The organism is Marilutibacter penaei, from assembly GCF_014145395.1.
In the GTDB taxonomy this organism is placed as follows: Bacteria; Pseudomonadota; Gammaproteobacteria; order Xanthomonadales; family Xanthomonadaceae; genus Marilutibacter; species Marilutibacter penaei.
The window spans coordinates 192,308-208,226 of sequence record NZ_JACHTE010000003.1 but is presented as its reverse complement, the minus strand read 5'-3'; the positions used below and the strand labels follow the sequence as shown (position 1 = coordinate 208,226).

Sequence of the window (15,919 nt, the reverse complement as noted above, 5' to 3'; positions counted from 1 at the left end):
GCGATTCTAGGCCAGCCCGGCGGGCCGGGTCGCCTCCGCCATCGCCCAGCGCGCGAGGCCTTCGAGCACGAAGCCGGGAACCCAGCGCGCACTCGACAGGTGCGCCCGCAGTTCGCGTACGCCACCGCCATGCACGTACAGGGTAGGCGGCGCGCCCAACCGCTGCGTGGCCTCCGCGAGGCTGCGTTCCACCAGGGCAATCGCCGCCCCCTCGCACCCGGAAACCAGGCCGTCCTCGGTATCGGCGGCAAACTCGCTGTAGGTCCCGCCGTCCGGTACCAGCTGGCGGGCCCGGGCCTGCAGCGCGTCGCGCATCACCCGCGGGGAGGGTGCGATGCGGCCGCCATGGTGAAGGCCGTCGGCGTCCAGCAGGTCCACGGTCAACGCCGTACCCACGCCACAGACCAGCGCGGCGCCGCCGCGTGCACGTGCCGCGAGCAGGGTCAGGAACCGGTCCACGCCGAGTTTGTCCGGTCGTGCATAGGCGATGCGGACCCCGTCCATCCGGGCCTGGGTGCGGGCACGGCTGATACGGCGGCAGCGCGATACCAGCGCATCCAGCACCTCGACCGTGGTCTCCGTGGACGCCACCGAGGCCAGGTGGGCCACCTCGATACGCGCCGGCAACGCCCGTGCCATCGCGTCCGCGATGCCGCCGTCCAGGTGGTCCAGGGCGACGATCCCGCCAATGGTGCCGTCGTCGTTGAGAGGGGCGCACTTCAGTCGCGTGTTGCCCAGGTCGAAGAGCCAGGTGCTCATGCCATGGTCCGCCGCCGCACGCTGACTTCACCGGAATACAGGTCCTCGCTGCGTCCGTCACCCAGTCGCACGCGAAGAGCGCCGTCCGCCGCCAGTCCCTGCACCTGCGCCTCGCGGCATCCTCCTTGCGCGTCATGCAGCATGACGTCGCGGCCCGCGAGCACGTCCAGCGCCGCGTACCGCTGCAGGAAGGGCGCCAGCCCGTCGGCGTCGAACTGCGCCAGCGCCGGCAGCACGTGGTCCAGCACCACGGCCGCGACCCGGTTGCGGTCCACGCCGGCGCCCAGCAGCGACGCGAGGTCGGTCCACGGCTGGTCCAGCTCCGCCCCCTGCACGGCGGGCATCCGTACGTTGAGACCGAGCCCGACCACGGCCCGCACCGGCCCGGCATGCTCCCCTCCGCCTTCCACCAGCAGGCCTCCGAGTTTGTGCAGCACGCCTCCGCTCTCCACCACCACGTCGTTGGGCCACTTCAGACCGGCCTGGCCCACCCCCAGCACGTGCAGCGCTTCGACCACCGCGATGCCGGTCACCAGGCTCAGGCCGCCCAACCGGGCGAGCCCGCCGTCGAATCCGCGGACCAGCGACATGTACAGGTGGGCCGCCAACGGTGACGCCCATGGCCGTCCGCGACGGCCCCGGCCTCCGGTCTGGCGTTCGGCAAGCAGCACGCGGGTCGTCCCGTGGGCAGGCGCCGGGCGCCGCAGGAGTTCACTGTTGGTCGAGTCCACCGTCCAGAGGACTTCCACGTCGACCCGCGTGTCCCTGCCCCTGTCGTCCATGCACGCGCGGATCGCGGCGGCATCCAGCAGGTCCAGTGGCCCGGCCAGCCGGTAGCCCTGCCCGGCCCGCGCCTCGATCGGCACGCCCGCGTCGCGCAGCGCCCGGATGCGTTTCCATATCGCCGCGCGGGTCTGCCCGCCGGCCCGCGCCAGCTGATCGCCGGAGGCCGGACCCCTGATCAGGCTCAGCAGCAGTTCGCGTTCGTCGTTCAAGGTCGTTCCCCGGCGAGCGTCCGGCCGCCTCCACCTGCAGGCGCCATTATGCGGGACCACCGTTCGTCGCACCGCTCCCCTCGCCTGCGGCAGCGGGATGCGAAAACGGGTATATTCAGGAATGGCTGGGACTTCGCCCGGCCAGACGCAAGGACCCTGTCATGTTCAGGATCGGCCTCCTCACCCTGGGATTCCTCATCGCGACCGCCCCGGTCATGGCGCGCGAGATCAAGCTGAGCGGCCCCAACAGCGGCGCCTGTCCGGAGTCGGCCAGCGCGAACGAGTCCGCCGACAGTCCCCCGCCGCGTGCCGCGCGCACCCGGCCCGCGCCCGATGCGACGCGCGCCAAGCCGACGGTCCACAGCGATGCCGTACCCGGTGGCCGCCTGCAGTCGCCCCGCTGGCACAGCTTCCTCCCCGGCATGGTGCGCTGACGCGCACGCCGGTTGATCGGGCTGCTCCGGCGACTGCGCGGTCGCCCCGCTCCCATTGCCGCCCTGGCGTGGCAGGACGTCCGTCGTGCCGTGCCCTGGGTCGGCGCGCTGGATGAAACGCGTGATGCGCGCCTCTCGGAGCTGACTGCCCGGTTCCTGCACGAAAAGACCATCACCCCGGTCGGCGGACTTCGACTCGACCCCGACCAGCGCCTGCAGCTCGCGGCCATGTGCTGCCTGCCCCTGCTGGAATTCGGCGCCGAAGGGCTGCGGGGCTGGTCGCAGGTGATCGTGTACCCGGACGCCTTCCGCGTCGAGCAACGCCATGAAGATGCCGCCGGCGTGATCCACGTGACCGACGCCACGCTGATCGGCGAATCATGGGAAGCCGGCCCCCTCATCCTCTCGTGGTCGGACATCCAGGCCGAGATCGCCGATCCCGCCGCCGGCTTCTGCGTGGCCGTGCACGAGATGGCCCACAAACTCGATGCGCTGGATGGCAGCATGGACGGCACCCCGCCCCTGCCCCGGCCGTGGCAGCGCGAATGGGCCCGCGACTTCCAGCAGGCCTACGACGCGTTCTGCGAGGCCGTCGACGGCGGCCGCGAATCCGCGATCGATCCCTACGCGTCCGAGTCGCCGGAGGAGTTCTTCGCCGTGGCCAGCGAATACCACTTCAGTGCCCCCGGGCTCTTGCAGGCCGAGCTGCCCACCGTCGCCGCGCACCTGCAGCGGCTGTACGGCCCGCCGTCACCCCCGTAGGGCCGACGCTCAGAGACCAGGCGGGAACCGGACTTCGAAACGCGCGCCGCCCAACTCCGCCGACCGGCTCACCTCCAGGTCGCCGCGATAGCTGCGCACGACGTCCTGCACGGTCGCCAGGCCGATCCCGTGTCCCTGCACGCGCTCGTCGCCGCGCACCCCGCGCTGCAGGATCGACGCGACCTTGTCCTCGGGAATGCCCGGACCGTCGTCGTCCACGGCGATCATCAACCCGGGGCGACGCCCGGGCGTGCCGTCACCCGGCTTGACGCTCAGCAGCACCCGCGAACGGGTCCACTTGAACGCGTTCTCCAGCAGGTTCCCGAGTACCTCCTGCAGGTCGCCGGGTTCGCCATGGAACGCGATGCCCGCGTCGATGTCGAACTCGCACAACACCCCCTTCGCGGCATAGATCTTCTCCAGGCTGCGGACGATCTGGTCGGCATAGGGTTCGACCTCCACCGGCGCGGCGAACAGCGCATGGCCCGAGCGCGCCGCGCGGCCGAGCTGATAGGACACCAGGTCGGTCATGCGCTGGACCTGCAACTCCACCTCTTCGCGCAGTTCGTCGGCGGGCACGTGCTCGGTGGTGCGCGCGCGCAGGACGGCCAACGGCGTCTTCAGGCTGTGCGCCAGGTCGGCCATGGTGTTGCGCTGGCGGTCGAGGTTCTCGCGCTCGCTCTCGATGAAGGCGTTGATGCTCTCGGCCAGCGGCTCCAGTTCGCGCGGATGGCGCCCGCTCATGCGCGAGAGCAGGCCGCGCTGGACACGCTTGAGCTCGTCCACCACGCGCTTCAGCGGCCGCAGGCTCCAGCGCAGGATCAGGCCCTGCAACAGCAGCAGGATCAGCCCCGCGCCGCCGAGATATCGCCAGAGCGCCCCGCGGAACACCGCGACCTGCCGACTCAGCGGCGTGGTGTTTTCGAGGATGTAGATCGTGTACGGCAGCCCGTCCTCGGTTTCCCCGGTATCGTGGATGACGCCGTAACCGTAGCGGTAGGCCTGGCCTTCCGAGCCATCGAGCTCGGTGATCGCCAGCGGCCCCTCGAAGCGCTCCGCACCCGGCTCCAGCATCACCCCGGGCGGAAGCTCCGGCCCTACTGCCGAAGCGGAGTCCCAGTGCGATTCCTCCATGACGATCTCGGCGTACAGTCCGCTGCCGGGCCGGTCGAAACGCGGGTCGACCGCGTCGTAGGGCGGGATGTACTCACCATTGCGGGCGAACTCGCCCTGCGCGGTGTACGCCAGCGCGTAACTCTTGAGGCGCTGCTCCAGGTTGCTTTCGGCGGTCTCGATGAACGCGCGGTCCAGGGCGTAACCGGCCAAGGCAAGGAAGGCCAGCAGGCCGAGGCTGGCCGCCAGCAACTGCCTGGCCTGCAACGAACGTGGCTGGCCCCAGCTCATGGATGCATCGCGACGCCGTCGCCCGTGGAGGTGGTTGCCTGACATCCTTGCATGTCGACGCGCGGGCCGCACGGCCCGACCGTCATGCCGGGGAAACGACAACGCCCCGCGCGTGGGCGGGGCGGGGCGGGACAGGTGCCGCTGCGGGCGTCACTCCCCGCTGCGCGGGATCGCGAAGCGGTAGCCGCGGCCACGCACGGTCTCGATCGGCTTCAGCGTGCCCTCCGGGTCGAGCTTCTTGCGCAGACGGCCGATGAAGACCTCCAGCACGTTGGAATCCCGGTCGAAGTCCTGCTGGTAGATGTGCTCGGTGAGGTCCGCCTTCGAGACCAGCTCGCCGGCATGCATCATCAGGTACTCGAGCACCTTGTACTCGTAACTGGTGAGGTCGACGTTCTGCCCGTCGACGCTGACCGTCTGGGCCGCGAGGTCCAGGGTCACGACGCCGCACTCCAGGGTGGGCTTGCTCCAGCCGGCGGCGCGTCGCACCAGCGCATTGATGCGCGCCAGCAGTTCCTCGACGTGGAACGGCTTGACCAGATAGTCGTCGGCCCCCTGCTTCAGGCCTTCGACCTTGTCCTGCCAGCTCGAGCGCGCGGTCAGGATCAGCACGGGGAATTTCTTGCCTTCGTCGCGCAGGGCCTTGATCAGCTCCATGCCGGACATCTTCGGCAGGCCGAGGTCGATGATGCCGAGGTCGAACGGCACCTCACGGCCCATGTACAGGCCTTCTTCGCCGTCCTGGGCCGCGTCGACCGCGTACCCTTCGCGCTTCAGTCGCGCCGCCAGGGTTTCGCGCAGGGGCGCTTCGTCTTCTACAAGCAGGATTCGCATGGGAACTCCGTTCGGGGAACTCCGTGGATGGGCGGCCGCGCCCGGCGGGCGGACCGAAGGCTCAACCTTGCCCGTTCAGTCGTCGTCGTCTTGTGTACGGCGGTCGCGCTGGGGCACCGGCTGCGACCGCAAGGGCCGCGAGGAGTTCGGATCGTCCATGTACACACGCACACGGCCACGTGCGTCCACCACCTTGATGCGGTTGACGTTGCGGCCGTCGTAGGGGATGCGTTCGGCACTGAGTACCTGACCGCCGGTGCGGCGCTCGACACGACGTACCGCCTCGCTCAGCGCCCGGCGATCGGCGCCACGCAGGTGGGAGTGGCCCTGGGCGCGCGGGTCCGCGGTTGACGGCCGCGCCTGGCCCAGCGCCGAGGGGCGGGGATCGCGTGGCGGCTGCTCGCGTCCGTCACTCGCACCCTGCGCCGCGGCGCCACCCACCATCGCAAGCGAGGCGACGAGCAGGCTGAGCGCGACGATGCGCGGGGCGGGCGGTGCGACGGGGAAGCGGGTCATGCGACTCCGGGAAATGCAGCGGCGACCGGCAGGGGACTGGCCGCGAGAGAGACGGTGTGGGGACATTCTCTGAACAAGGCAGTGAATCCGCTCTGAACTTTTCCGGGCTGGGACGGGCCCATTCAGCCACGCATTCAGCTTTCTGGCAAGCCGGAGCGTGCACGGGGCGTGAATTGCAAGTGCCTGAGTCGACTGGCAAATCTTCCGGTCCCAAGGCCACTTGATGGCCGCGAGCGGTCCAGTGGGAGGCCGCCGGCGGATGCCTGGATGCCCCCAGCGATCAGGCCGTCCGGCGCGCCGGCTCGGCGAAGGACTCGGTCACGGCCAAGGCGTGCTCCACCAACGACCAGTCCGCGCCAGGCTTGTGCGCGCCCTCGCTCAGGACCTGGCGGAACGCGCGTCCGCCGCGTTCGTTGGCGAACAGGCCGAGCAGATGTCGGGTGATGTGCTTGAGGAACACGCCGCGCGCCAGTTGCGCCTCCACGTATGGCCGCAACGCGCGCAGCAGCTCGCCACGGCTCCTCGCCTCGCCACCGAACCAGGCGACGTCCAGCCGGTGAAGCAGGTAAGGCGTGTGGTAGGCCGCGCGCCCCAGCATGGCGCCGTCGGCATGCGCGAGGTGGGCGGTGGCTTCATCGGCGTCGGCGATGCCGCCATTGACGACCACCTGCAGGTCAGGCCGCTCGCGCTTCAGCCGGTACGCCCAGTCGTAGCGCAGCGGGGGTACTTCGCGATTCTCCTTCGGGCTGAGGCCCTGCAGCCATGCATTGCGCGCATGGACGATGAACATGTCGCAGCCGGCGTCGGCCACGGTGTCGATGAAGGCGCGAAAGCGATCGTAGTCATGGTCGTCGTCGACCCCGAGCCGGCACTTGACGGTAACCGGCACCCGCGTCGGGCGTCCTGCGCAGGCCGCCACCATCGCCGCGACCGCGTCGGCAACCAGTCCCGGTTCGCGCATCAGGCAGGCACCGAAGCGTCCCGCCTGCACGCGGTCGGAGGGGCACCCGCAATTGAGGTTGATCTCGTCGTAGCCCCACTCCGCGCCGATCCGCGCGGCGCGGGCGAGCAATGCCGGCTCGCTGCCACCCAGTTGCAGCGCCACCGGGTGCTCGACCGGATCCATCGCCAGCAGGCGCTCGCGATCCCCATGGATCACCGCGTTCGCATGGACCATCTCGCTGTACAGGCGCGCATGCGGCGCCAGCAGCCGGTGGAAGACGCGGCAGTGCGAGTCGGTCCAGTCCATCATCGGGGCGACGGACAGGCGGAGCTGGGCGGGAGCAATGGCGGTCGGACTCGACATGGCGTGCATTGTACGGGGCTGCCGGACACCGGCCGCGGCGTTGGGGTACGCTCGGCCCCGCAGTGCCCCTCCACCCACGACGAATCTTTCGATGACGAGATCCGCCTGTCTGCTCCTGCCGCTGTGCCTGACGGTCGCCGCTTGCGGTGGGCCTTCGGATACCCCGGCGCCGTCCACGCCCGAGGCCGCGACGCCCGCCGCCGAACCGGCGCCCGCACTCCCCCTGGCGGCAGAGCCCGCGGCCGAGCCCATGCCCGACCCGGCTCCGGAGCCCGCCAGCACGCCGGAACCGGCCGGCACGTCCGGGCCCGCGGCTCCGGGGGCGCGCATCACCCTGTTCAACGCGACCTGCCCGGGTGATATCGCGGTGCATGCCGACGACGGCGGCCCGGTCTATGTCAATGGCACCGAGGCCTCGTACAAGTCGTTCAGCGAGTCCTATTACGAAGCCACGGATGCAGCGTCCGGCGTGACGATCTCCGTCACCACCAACACCGACGGCACGCTCTCGGTGTCGTACACGGGCAAGGGGCGCGCCCACGGCGTCTGTACGCTCGACGGATGACCCAGCGCGGGCACGGGCAGCCCGTGCCGGATGGGACGACGCCCTGGCCGCGATGGTGGCCAGGGCGTTTTTTTCGGTACAGAACGGCGCCTGGAATGGACACCGCGCGACGGCAGGCTCAGAACCTGTACGACACCGACGTGACGAACTCGCGACCCGGCGCCGGGAAGCCGATGTAGAGGCCGCTGCCGGGGTGGTACGAGTAGGTCCCCTGGTCGTAGTAGAAGTCGTCCAGCGCATTGTTCACCCCCGCGCCCAGCACCATCCGGCCATCGAGCAGGGTCCAGCTGGCGAGCAGGTCGAGCACCGCGTAGGAGCCCTTCGAAGGCGCATCCGGGGCGATCTCGTTCTCGACCGACTCCACGTAGCGGGCGCGGACGCCGTAGTGCGAGATGGCGTCGGGTGTCCAGTCCAGGCGGCCCGTCCAGGTACGGCCGATGATGGTGCCCAGGCCCAGGTCGGCATCGTTCAAGGGACGGTCGTCGAACTCATTGTTGGACTCCCATACGCCCAGGCCCCAGCTCCAGTCCTGCAGCTCCTGCCCCACTTCAAGCTCGAAACCGTCGACCTCGGCGGTGCCGGTGTTGGCCCAGTAACCCCACTCGGTCGACGGCGGACCGACGAACACCGCATTGATGTAGTTGTCGATGTCCTGCCGGAACACGGTGCCGCGCACGTGGAAGCCGTTGTTCTCCCAGGCGAAGCCCAGCTCGATGTTGTCGGCGTCCTCGCCCTCGAGATCGCCGTGGTGCGCATACAGCGCACTGAAGAAAGCCTCGCGGATGGTGATGCCGCGGAACGCTTCCGAATAGGCCGCGCGCAGGCTGAACTGTTCGGTCAGCTGCCAGTCCAGTGACAGGTTGGGGCTCACCTTGCTGTCGGAGTTGCGGGCCCCGGCACCGACGCCGCTGTCGACATCCAGACTGTAGTGGTCGTAACGCAATCCGGCCGACAGCAGCCACGCGGGTGCGAAGCGCCAGGCGGCCTGCACGTACGCGCCGGAAACATCGGCGCTCTGCTCGGTGCTGCCCCAGTAGGCGGGCGGCGTGGCCTGCTGGGTCGCGTCGAGGCTGTCGCGGCGATGGTCGACGCCATACACGAGATCGAGGCTGTCCCAGCGCGAGGTGTTGCGCAGGTCGAAGCCGGTCGAGCTCTGCTCGCCATGGCCGTAGACCAGGCCGGTCGTGTTGCGCCGGTTCTCGTACTCCGACGTGTTGTAGAAGACCGTGGCCTGCAGGTCGACCGCATCGCCGTCGGGGTCGTAACGGTGGTTGTAGGACACCGTGTCGCGGGTCATCGTGTGGTCGGACAGGATGAAGCGGCCGGCAAAATTGGTCATGTGCGGACGCTCGTAGTACGTACCGCTGTCGTCCAGGCGCTCGACGGAGAGATCGAAACTGTTGGCGTCGAACAGGCCGGTCAGCTTGACCTGCCCGCGGCTGTGCTCGTAGGCCGTGGGCGACACCCGGTCGCCGTTGCCGTCGTCATAGTCGCCGCCGTCCTGGTAGACGTAGCTCGCGAGCAGGCCCAGGTGCTCACCGATGCGGCCATACAGCGAACCCACGCCCTTGTAGTTGTTCTCACCGTTGAAGCCCGCCGCGCCCTTGAGGAAGGCACCGAAATCCTGGTCCGGGCGCAGCATGTCGAAGGCATCCTTGGTGCGAACGCGCATTGCGCCGGTCAGCGCGCCCGGCCCGGCGGTCGCGGCACCGGCACCGGCATCGAGTTCGATCGACTTGATGAATTCCGGTTCGATCTGCAGGCGGGTCTGGTGGTGGTACAGCTCGGCCGGCTGCTGCGCGCCATCGATGGTCACGTTCAGCATGGTGTCTTCGAAGCCGCGGACATAGACCTTCTGCGCGACGGCCGAGCCGCCGCCCACGGCCACGCCGGACTCGTTGGAAAGCAGGTCTGACAGGTCGGAGGCCTGGGTGAACTGGACCTCTTCGGCCTCGATGTCGAAGTTGCCGGGCTCGCGCTCGCCTTCCACCACGATGGTGTCGAGCGTGGTGGCATCGGGCGCATCGGCGGCCCAGGACAGGGGCGCGACCGCCAGGAAGGTGAGGCCGGTCAAGGACAGGTAACGGGGGGAGGACGCCATGGTGCGTGTTCCTTGTGCGATGGGGCCACGGGCGACAGAACGCCGGGCCACGGGGGCGGATCAGGGGGCGTATGCAAGGCCGCCCCTGGGGGTCCGGGGGCGGCAGCGGCGGCATTGTGACCGGATTCGCTAGGCAACTCAAATGCGAATCACTACTATTTACATCACCGTCGATCAGGATTGACGGCGATGACGACGGCAAGGACGCCCGTCCCGGCCCTCGCGTCGATGCTCCGCATCCGCCAGCCGGCCCCGCGCCTGCCAGCTCTCCCCCCACGAAGACCGAAGCAGGTATTTCCATGGACGTCCGCTCCTGCCCGCCCCGGGTGGGCCCCGCCACGCACGGCGGTCCGCTCGCCTCGCCACTGGCCAAGCCCCCCTCCCCGCTCGCGCCTCGCTGCCTCGTGGAGGTGGCCCATGGCTGACCCCTCCCTCGCGTTCGCCGCACCCCTCACCGCGCCGGGGTCCGGCGTGCACGGCCTGGACGAAACCGGCCTGCTCGACGCCTGGCGCGAGGGCGACGCGCTGTTCTCGTCGCCTCGCCAGCAACTGCATTGCCGCGGCGTCCGCGAGCGGCTGCAGCGCGCTGCGGACGCCGGCCTCGCCGACGCCGCCGAGTACCTGCTCGCCCACCATGCCGAAGCCAGCGACGACCGGATCCCCCTGTTGGGCGCCGTTCCGTTCGACACCGCCGTGCCCGCGCGCCTGTGGCTGCCCCGCCAGGCCGTCTATGCCAGCGGCCATGCGCGGCATGCCGGCCGGCCCCGCACGCCAGCGGCGGCGCGCGGCATGCCGCGGCGGGTGCACGCCCAGCCTTCCACGGCCGGATACGAGCGGGCCGTGTCACGCGCGCTCGAACGCATCGGCCGCGGCAAGCTGGGAAAGGTGGTGATGTCCCGCTGCCTGCGTTTCAGTACCCGCGCCGAGGTTGCCGGGCTGGTCGCGGCGCTGCTCGCCCGGGACCCCTCGGGCTATACCTTCGCGGTCGACGCCGATGCCGGGGAGGGGCGCCGCCACCTCGTCGGCACCAGCCCGGAACTGCTGCTGCGCAAGCACGGCAACCGGGTGGTGTCCAACCCGCTGGCCGGTTCCACCCCCCGCAGCGCCGACCCGGACGAGGACGCGCGCCGGGCGCGGGCGCTGTTGGTGTCGGACAAGGATCGACACGAACACGCGCTGGTGGTGGATGCGGTCGCGGCCGCCTTGAGTCCCTGGTGCCAGGCCCTGCACGTCCCCCCCGCGCCCTCGCTGGTGGCCACCCCGACCCTGTGGCACCTCTCGACCCGCGTGGAGGGAACACTGGTCGATGCCGCCACCAGCGCACTGCGGCTCGCGCTCGCCCTGCACCCCACGCCGGCGGTCTGCGGCCATCCCACCCCCGCGGCCCGTGCACTGATCCGTGAACTCGAAGGCTACGATCGCGACCTGTTTACGGGGCTGGTGGGGTGGTGCGACACCCACGGCGATGGCGAATGGGCGGTAACGATCCGCTGCGCCCTGGTCGAACCCGACTGCACCACCCTCTATGCCGGCGCGGGCGTGGTGGCCGGCTCCTGCCCCCGGGCCGAGCTGGCGGAAACGAGCGCCAAGCTCGGCACCATGCTGGCGGCACTCGGCCTGCCGCCCCTGGCGGAGGACCTGGCATGAACGCGCGGACCGCCCCCGCCGGCCGCGACTTCACGCCCTGGCCGGATTCCTTCGCACGCCGCTATCGCGAACGCGGCTATTGGCGGGGCCAGACCCTGCATGGGCGCCTGGCGGAGGTTGCCGCCCGGCAGCCGGACCGGCTGGCGCTGGTCTGCGGCGAGCGACGCTGGAGCCACGCGATGTTCGATGCGCGCATCCGGGGCGCGGCGGCCGGCCTCCATCGCCTCGGCATCGGTCGCGGCGACCGGGTGGTGCTGCAGTTGCCGAACATCGCCGAGTTCCACGTGGCCTGCTTCGCCCTGTTCCGCCTCGGCGCATTGCCGGTGTTCGCGCTGCCCGCGCACCGCGAAGCCGAGATCGGCCACTTCATCAAACACACGGGCGCCCGTGCCTGCATTACCGTCGCACGCGAAGGCGGCTTCGGACATGCCGCCCTGTTCCGGCGGCTGCAGGCGCGCCTGCCGCAGCTCCGTGACGTGATCGTGGTCGGCGATGCCGAAGGCGGCATCGCATTCGACGCTCTGGACCGCGGCGATGACGTCGCGGCCGTCGACGACGCCACGGCCGTCGCTTTCCTGCAGTTGTCCGGAGGCAGTACCGGCACCCCGAAACTGATTCCCCGCACGCACGACGACTATCTCTACAGCCTCCGGGAAAGCGCCCGCATCTGCGGGTTCGACCCCGACACCCGTTACCTGTGCGTGCTGCCCGCCGCGCACAACTTCCCGATGAGTTCGCCGGGTGCGTTCGGGACCTTCCACGCCGGTGGCTGCGTGGTGATGGCGCGCCAGCCCGATCCTGCCTCGAGCTTCCGCCTGATCGCGCGCGAACGCATCACCGCCACCGCCCTCGTGCCCGCGCTGGCGCTGGCATGGCTGGAATCGAAGGCCCGCCTGGACGCCGACCTCTCCAGCCTCGCCCTGCTCCAGGTCGGCGGGGCCCACCTTCCCCGCGACGTGGCGCGCCGGCTGATGGACGGCCTTGAGGCCCGGCTGCAACAGGTGTTCGGCATGGCCGAAGGCCTGGTCAACTACACCCGCCTGGACGACGCCGACGAAGCGATCGCCAGCACCCAGGGACGGCCGATCAGCGAAGACGACGAGATCCGCATCGTCGACGATGCCGATCGCGACGTCCCGGAGGGCGAAGTGGGCCACCTGCTGACACGCGGCCCCTACACCATCCGCGGCTACTACCGTGCCGACGCGCACAACCGCGATGCCTTCACCGACGACGGCTTCTATCGCACCGGAGACCGGGTGCGCCGGCTCGCCTCCGGCCACCTCGTGGTGGCCGGTCGCGCCAAGGACCAGATCAATCGAGGGGGCGACAAGATCGCCGCGGAAGAGGTCGAAAGCCATCTGATGACCCACCCGGCGGTGTTCGATGCGGCCCTGGTCGCCATGCCCGACCGATGGCTGGGCGAGAAAGCCTGCGCGTTCGTGGTGCTGCGCGATGCACTGCCGCCACGCGAACTCCAGGCCTACCTGCGTGGACGCGGCATCGCCGCCTACAAGGTGCCCGAGCGCATCGAGCTGCTCGAAGCGCTGCCCCGCACCGCGGTCGGCAAGGTCGACAAGCGCGCGCTGCGTGCGCGGTTCCCATCACCCGTTTTCCAGGAGACCACGCCATGAGCATCCCCCGCATCGCACCCTACCCGGTCCCCACGTCGTTGCCCGTGCAGTCGCGCGTGAACTGGCAGCCCGACCCCGCGCGGGCGGTGCTGCTGGTGCACGACCTGCAGGAGTACTTCCTCGACTTCTACGATCGCGGCGACGCCCCCGTGGCGCCGATGCTGGACCGGGTCCGCGCGTTGCACGACGCCTGCGATGGCGCGGGCGTGCCGGTGGTGTACACCGCGCAGCCCACCGCGCAGACCCCTCGCCAGCGGGGCCTGCTACAGGAATGGTGGGGGCCGGGCGTCACCGCCGCGACGGATCGCGCGGCGATCGCGGGCAGCGTCGCCCCGCGCGCGCACGACACCGTGCTCACCAAGTGGCGCTACAGCGCCTTCGCGATGACCGACCTGCACGACCGCATGCGGCAATGGGGCCGCGACCAGTTGCTCATCACCGGCGTCTACGCCCACATCGGCTGCATGGCGACCGCGCTGGATGCGTTCATGCGGGACATCCAGCCCTTCATGGTGGCCGATGCACTGGCCGACTTCAGCGCGGCCGACCATGCCATGGCACTCGACTACGTGACGCAGCGGTGCGGTGTCGTGCTGGCGTCGCAGGCCTGCATCGATGCGCTCGCCGCCCCGGCGCTGCCGACCAGCCTCGACGCCCTGCGCGCCGAACTGGCCCGCATCATCGGCATTCCCGCCGCGCAGGTCGGCCTGGACGACAACCCGCTGCATCTCGGGCTCGACTCGATCCGCCTGATGAGCCTGGTGGAGCGATGGTCCGCGGCCGGCGCGGCCATCGGCTTCGTCGACCTTGCCGAACGCGAGCGGGTATCCGACTGGTGGGCCCTGCTGGAAGCCCGCCGCGAGGCCATGCCATGAGCGCGGCTTCGCATCCATTGACGGCGCCGCAGTACGGCATGTGGGCGGGACAACGGATGGACCCGGACAGCCCGGCATTCTGGACCGCTGAGGCGATCGAGCTGCGCGGCCCCCTGGATGCCGGCGCACTGGGCAAGTCGGTGTTCGACACGCTGCGCCGTTGCGATGCCTTGCACATGCGCTATCGCGAACGCGACGGCGAAGTCCGCCAGCGGCTCGACGCCTCCCGCACCGTCAGCTGGGCGCGTCACGACTTCAGCGGCGCCGACGACCCATGGGGCGCCGCGGCGGCCTGGATGCGGGCCGACCTCGACCGTCCTGCCCGGCTCGACACTGGCCCCCTGTTCGCGACCGCGCTGCTGCGCCTGGGGCCCGAGCGGCACCTGTGGTACCTGCGTGCCCATCACATCGCGCTGGACGGCTTCGCCTACCTGTTGTTGATCCACCGGGTGGCCGAGCTCTACGGCGCGCATCGGACCGGGCGCGCGCCTCCGCCCGGGCGCGACTTCGGCCTCGCGCCGGTCATCGAAGAGGCCGAGGCCTACCGCTGGTCCGCGCAATGCACGCAAGACCGTCGCTTCTGGCAGGCCCGCCTGCAGGACGCCAGGGTGCCCGTGACGCTGGCGCCGCTGCGACCGCCCTCCGATACCGCACGCTCCGAGCGCCATCGCCTGCCTGCGGCGGCGTACACCCACTGGCAGGCCGGCGCCCGCGCCTGCGGCGTCGACTGGGGGGCCTGGCTGCTGGCGGGAATCGGCGCATGGATGCAGGGCCAGTGCGGCACTCGTGAAGTGACGGTCGGCCTGCTGGTGATGAACCGGTTGGGAAGCCGGGCCCTCACGGTGCCCTGCATGGGCATGAACGTCGTGCCGCTCCGTCTCGACATCGATCCCCAAGCGGGCTTCGACGCCCTGGCCCGTCAGGCCCGCGACACCCTCGCGACGCTGCGCCCGCACCAACGCTACAACTACGAATGGATGCGGGAGGACGCCGGCCTCGCCGGCAGCCATCGCCAGCTCTATGGCCCGGTGCTGAACCTGATGCCGTTCGACCGCGGGTTCCGGTTCGACGGCCTCCACGCGGAAGCGCATTCGGTGTCGGTCGGCTCGGTGGAGGACATGGACATCACGGTGTCGCCGCTGCCCGATGGGCTCCGGGTGGACATGGAAGCCAACCCCGCCGCCTATGGCGCGAAGGCGCTGCGCGACCACCACCGGCAGCTGCTCGCGACGCTGGACGCTGCGCTCGCCGACCCCGGCCAACCCGTTGGCCGGCTGGCCGAAGGCAGGAGCCGGGCCGCATGAACCCTCACGAGCGGGAGTTCGAAGGGCGGCGCGTGGTGGTCACGGGCGCGGCCCGCGGCATCGGCGCCGCCACCGCGCGCCTGCTCGCGCTGCGCGGCGCGCGGCTCGCCCTGGTCGACCGCGACCGCGCCGGGATGGAGGCTCTCGCCGATTCGCTCGCCGGCAAGGCGCGCGTGGTCGTGATGGATCTGGGCGACGCGCACGCCGTCGAACGCGGCATGGACGCGATCGCCGCGCAGCTTGGCGGAATCGACCACCTGGCGCATGTCGCCGGCATCCTGCGCACCGGCAACGCGCTGGACATCGGCGTCGAGGACTGGGATGCGTGCATGCACCTCAATGCGCGCGCGGTGTTCACCACCACGCAGGCGGTGGCGCGGCACATGGTCAAGGCAGGCCAGGGCAGCATCGTCGTGGTGGGATCCAACGCCGCCACCACGCCACGCACCGGAATGGCGGCCTATGCGGCATCGAAAGCCGCTGCACATGCCTACCTTCGATGCCTGGCGCTGGAGCTCGCCCCGCTCGGGATCCGCTGCAACCTCGTGTCACCCGGCTCGACCGACACGCCCATGCAGCAGGCGTTCGCGAACACCGCCGAAGACCGGCGCGCGATCCTGGAAGGGGTACCGGGGCGATACCGCCTAGGGATTCCGCTGGGTCGCATCGCGCAACCGGAGGACATCGCGGAAAGCATCTGCTTCCTGTTGTCCGACCGCGCCCGCCACGTCACCCTGCACGACCTGCGGGTCGACGGCGGTGCCACGCTGGACGCATGAAACA

General features: G+C 70.4%; 15 protein-coding genes. 8 read left to right on the top strand and 7 right to left on the bottom strand.

Annotated elements, in window-relative coordinates:
* Window positions 1-6: 6 nt before the first annotated feature.
* On the bottom strand, window positions 7-759 hold the full coding sequence (locus H4F99_RS05165) for a type III pantothenate kinase (RefSeq protein WP_182668662.1): 753 nt from the start codon (window positions 757-759) through the stop codon (window positions 7-9).
* Entirely contained in the window at window positions 756-1,754 is a 999-nt protein-coding gene (birA, locus tag H4F99_RS05160; protein WP_182668661.1) for a bifunctional biotin--[acetyl-CoA-carboxylase] ligase/biotin operon repressor BirA, read from the bottom strand. Before birA ends, H4F99_RS05165 begins: the two co-directional genes overlap by 4 nt.
* A gap of 161 nt (window positions 1,755-1,915) precedes the next feature.
* On the opposite strand from birA, the gene H4F99_RS05155 reads away from it, so the two are divergent.
* Window positions 1,916-2,188 carry a hypothetical protein gene (locus H4F99_RS05155; RefSeq protein WP_182668660.1) on the top strand — a complete coding sequence of 91 codons (273 nt, stop codon included), beginning with the start codon at window positions 1,916-1,918 and terminating at the stop codon, window positions 2,186-2,188.
* Window positions 2,189-2,209: 21 nt separating this feature from the next.
* Window positions 2,210-2,950, top strand: a complete 741-nt coding sequence (locus tag H4F99_RS05150; protein WP_182668805.1) for a M90 family metallopeptidase — start codon at window positions 2,210-2,212, stop codon at window positions 2,948-2,950.
* A gap of 9 nt (window positions 2,951-2,959) precedes the next feature.
* On the opposite strand, the gene H4F99_RS05145 is transcribed toward H4F99_RS05150, so the two are convergent.
* The 4 genes from H4F99_RS05145 to dusA all read right to left on the bottom strand — a co-directional run bounded on the left by H4F99_RS05145 (window position 2,960) and on the right by dusA (window position 7,010).
* Window positions 2,960-4,354, bottom strand: coding sequence for an ATP-binding protein (locus H4F99_RS05145; protein WP_182668659.1), 1,395 nt, complete (start codon window positions 4,352-4,354; stop codon window positions 2,960-2,962).
* A 150-nt stretch (window positions 4,355-4,504) separates the two neighbouring features.
* On the bottom strand, window positions 4,505-5,188 hold the full coding sequence (locus H4F99_RS05140; RefSeq protein ID WP_182668658.1) for a response regulator transcription factor: 684 nt from the start codon (window positions 5,186-5,188) through the stop codon (window positions 4,505-4,507).
* 75 nt (window positions 5,189-5,263) lie between these two features.
* Entirely contained in the window at window positions 5,264-5,704 is a 441-nt protein-coding gene (locus H4F99_RS05135; protein WP_182668657.1) for a PepSY domain-containing protein, read from the bottom strand.
* 280 nt (window positions 5,705-5,984) lie between these two features.
* On the bottom strand, window positions 5,985-7,010 hold the full coding sequence (gene dusA / locus H4F99_RS05130) for a tRNA dihydrouridine(20/20a) synthase DusA (RefSeq protein WP_182668656.1): 1,026 nt from the start codon (window positions 7,008-7,010) through the stop codon (window positions 5,985-5,987).
* Between the two features lie 91 nt (window positions 7,011-7,101).
* Here dusA and H4F99_RS14355 point away from each other — a divergent pair, with 91 nt between their 5' ends.
* Window positions 7,102-7,575, top strand: a complete 474-nt coding sequence (locus H4F99_RS14355; RefSeq protein ID WP_220481039.1) for a hypothetical protein — start codon at window positions 7,102-7,104, stop codon at window positions 7,573-7,575.
* A 118-nt stretch (window positions 7,576-7,693) separates the two neighbouring features.
* Here the strand turns inward: H4F99_RS14355 and H4F99_RS05120 are convergent, their stop codons facing one another.
* The gene (locus H4F99_RS05120) at window positions 7,694-9,676 is read right to left on the bottom strand and encodes a TonB-dependent receptor domain-containing protein (RefSeq protein ID WP_182668655.1); all 1,983 of its coding nucleotides are present in this window, start codon (window positions 9,674-9,676) and stop codon (window positions 7,694-7,696) included.
* Between the two features lie 417 nt (window positions 9,677-10,093).
* Here H4F99_RS05120 and H4F99_RS05115 point away from each other — a divergent pair, with 417 nt between their 5' ends.
* The 5 genes from H4F99_RS05115 to H4F99_RS05095 are packed head-to-tail and all read left to right on the top strand — an operon-like array spanning window position 10,094 to window position 15,915.
* On the top strand, window positions 10,094-11,323 hold the full coding sequence (locus H4F99_RS05115; RefSeq protein WP_182668654.1) for an isochorismate synthase: 1,230 nt from the start codon (window positions 10,094-10,096) through the stop codon (window positions 11,321-11,323).
* Window positions 11,320-12,957 (top strand): (2,3-dihydroxybenzoyl)adenylate synthase, encoded by a 1,638-nt coding sequence (locus H4F99_RS05110; RefSeq protein ID WP_182668653.1) that lies wholly within the window; start codon window positions 11,320-11,322, stop codon window positions 12,955-12,957. The genes H4F99_RS05115 and H4F99_RS05110 overlap by 4 nt, the downstream gene beginning before the upstream one ends.
* Window positions 12,954-13,832, top strand: coding sequence for an isochorismatase family protein (locus tag H4F99_RS05105; protein WP_182668652.1), 879 nt, complete (start codon window positions 12,954-12,956; stop codon window positions 13,830-13,832). Before H4F99_RS05110 ends, H4F99_RS05105 begins: the two co-directional genes overlap by 4 nt.
* Window positions 13,829-15,136, top strand: a complete 1,308-nt coding sequence (locus tag H4F99_RS05100) for a condensation domain-containing protein (protein ID WP_182668651.1) — start codon at window positions 13,829-13,831, stop codon at window positions 15,134-15,136. The genes H4F99_RS05105 and H4F99_RS05100 overlap by 4 nt, the downstream gene beginning before the upstream one ends.
* Window positions 15,133-15,915, top strand: coding sequence for a 2,3-dihydro-2,3-dihydroxybenzoate dehydrogenase (locus H4F99_RS05095; RefSeq protein ID WP_182668650.1), 783 nt, complete (start codon window positions 15,133-15,135; stop codon window positions 15,913-15,915). The genes H4F99_RS05100 and H4F99_RS05095 overlap by 4 nt, the downstream gene beginning before the upstream one ends.
* Window positions 15,916-15,919: the final 4 nt, after the last annotated feature.

Excerpts from the sequence above, each read along its gene's own strand:
- H4F99_RS05165 (WP_182668662.1), bottom strand. The coding sequence starts at position 759 with ATGAGCACCTGGCTCTTCGACCTGGGCAACACGCGACTGAAGTGCGCC.
- H4F99_RS05155 (WP_182668660.1), top strand. The coding sequence starts at position 1,916 with ATGTTCAGGATCGGCCTCCTCACCCTGGGATTCCTCATCGCGACCGCC.
- H4F99_RS05145 (WP_182668659.1), bottom strand. The coding sequence starts at position 4,354 with ATGAGCTGGGGCCAGCCACGTTCGTTGCAGGCCAGGCAGTTGCTGGCG.
- H4F99_RS05140 (WP_182668658.1), bottom strand. The coding sequence starts at position 5,188 with ATGCGAATCCTGCTTGTAGAAGACGAAGCGCCCCTGCGCGAAACCCTG.
- H4F99_RS05135 (WP_182668657.1), bottom strand. The coding sequence starts at position 5,704 with ATGACCCGCTTCCCCGTCGCACCGCCCGCCCCGCGCATCGTCGCGCTC.
- dusA (WP_182668656.1), bottom strand. The coding sequence starts at position 7,010 with ATGTCGAGTCCGACCGCCATTGCTCCCGCCCAGCTCCGCCTGTCCGTC.
- H4F99_RS14355 (WP_220481039.1), top strand. The coding sequence starts at position 7,102 with ATGACGAGATCCGCCTGTCTGCTCCTGCCGCTGTGCCTGACGGTCGCC.
- H4F99_RS05120 (WP_182668655.1), bottom strand. The coding sequence starts at position 9,676 with ATGGCGTCCTCCCCCCGTTACCTGTCCTTGACCGGCCTCACCTTCCTG.
- H4F99_RS05115 (WP_182668654.1), top strand. The coding sequence starts at position 10,094 with ATGGCTGACCCCTCCCTCGCGTTCGCCGCACCCCTCACCGCGCCGGGG.
- H4F99_RS05110 (WP_182668653.1), top strand. The coding sequence starts at position 11,320 with ATGAACGCGCGGACCGCCCCCGCCGGCCGCGACTTCACGCCCTGGCCG.
- H4F99_RS05105 (WP_182668652.1), top strand. The coding sequence starts at position 12,954 with ATGAGCATCCCCCGCATCGCACCCTACCCGGTCCCCACGTCGTTGCCC.
- H4F99_RS05100 (WP_182668651.1), top strand. The coding sequence starts at position 13,829 with ATGAGCGCGGCTTCGCATCCATTGACGGCGCCGCAGTACGGCATGTGG.
- H4F99_RS05095 (WP_182668650.1), top strand. The coding sequence starts at position 15,133 with ATGAACCCTCACGAGCGGGAGTTCGAAGGGCGGCGCGTGGTGGTCACG.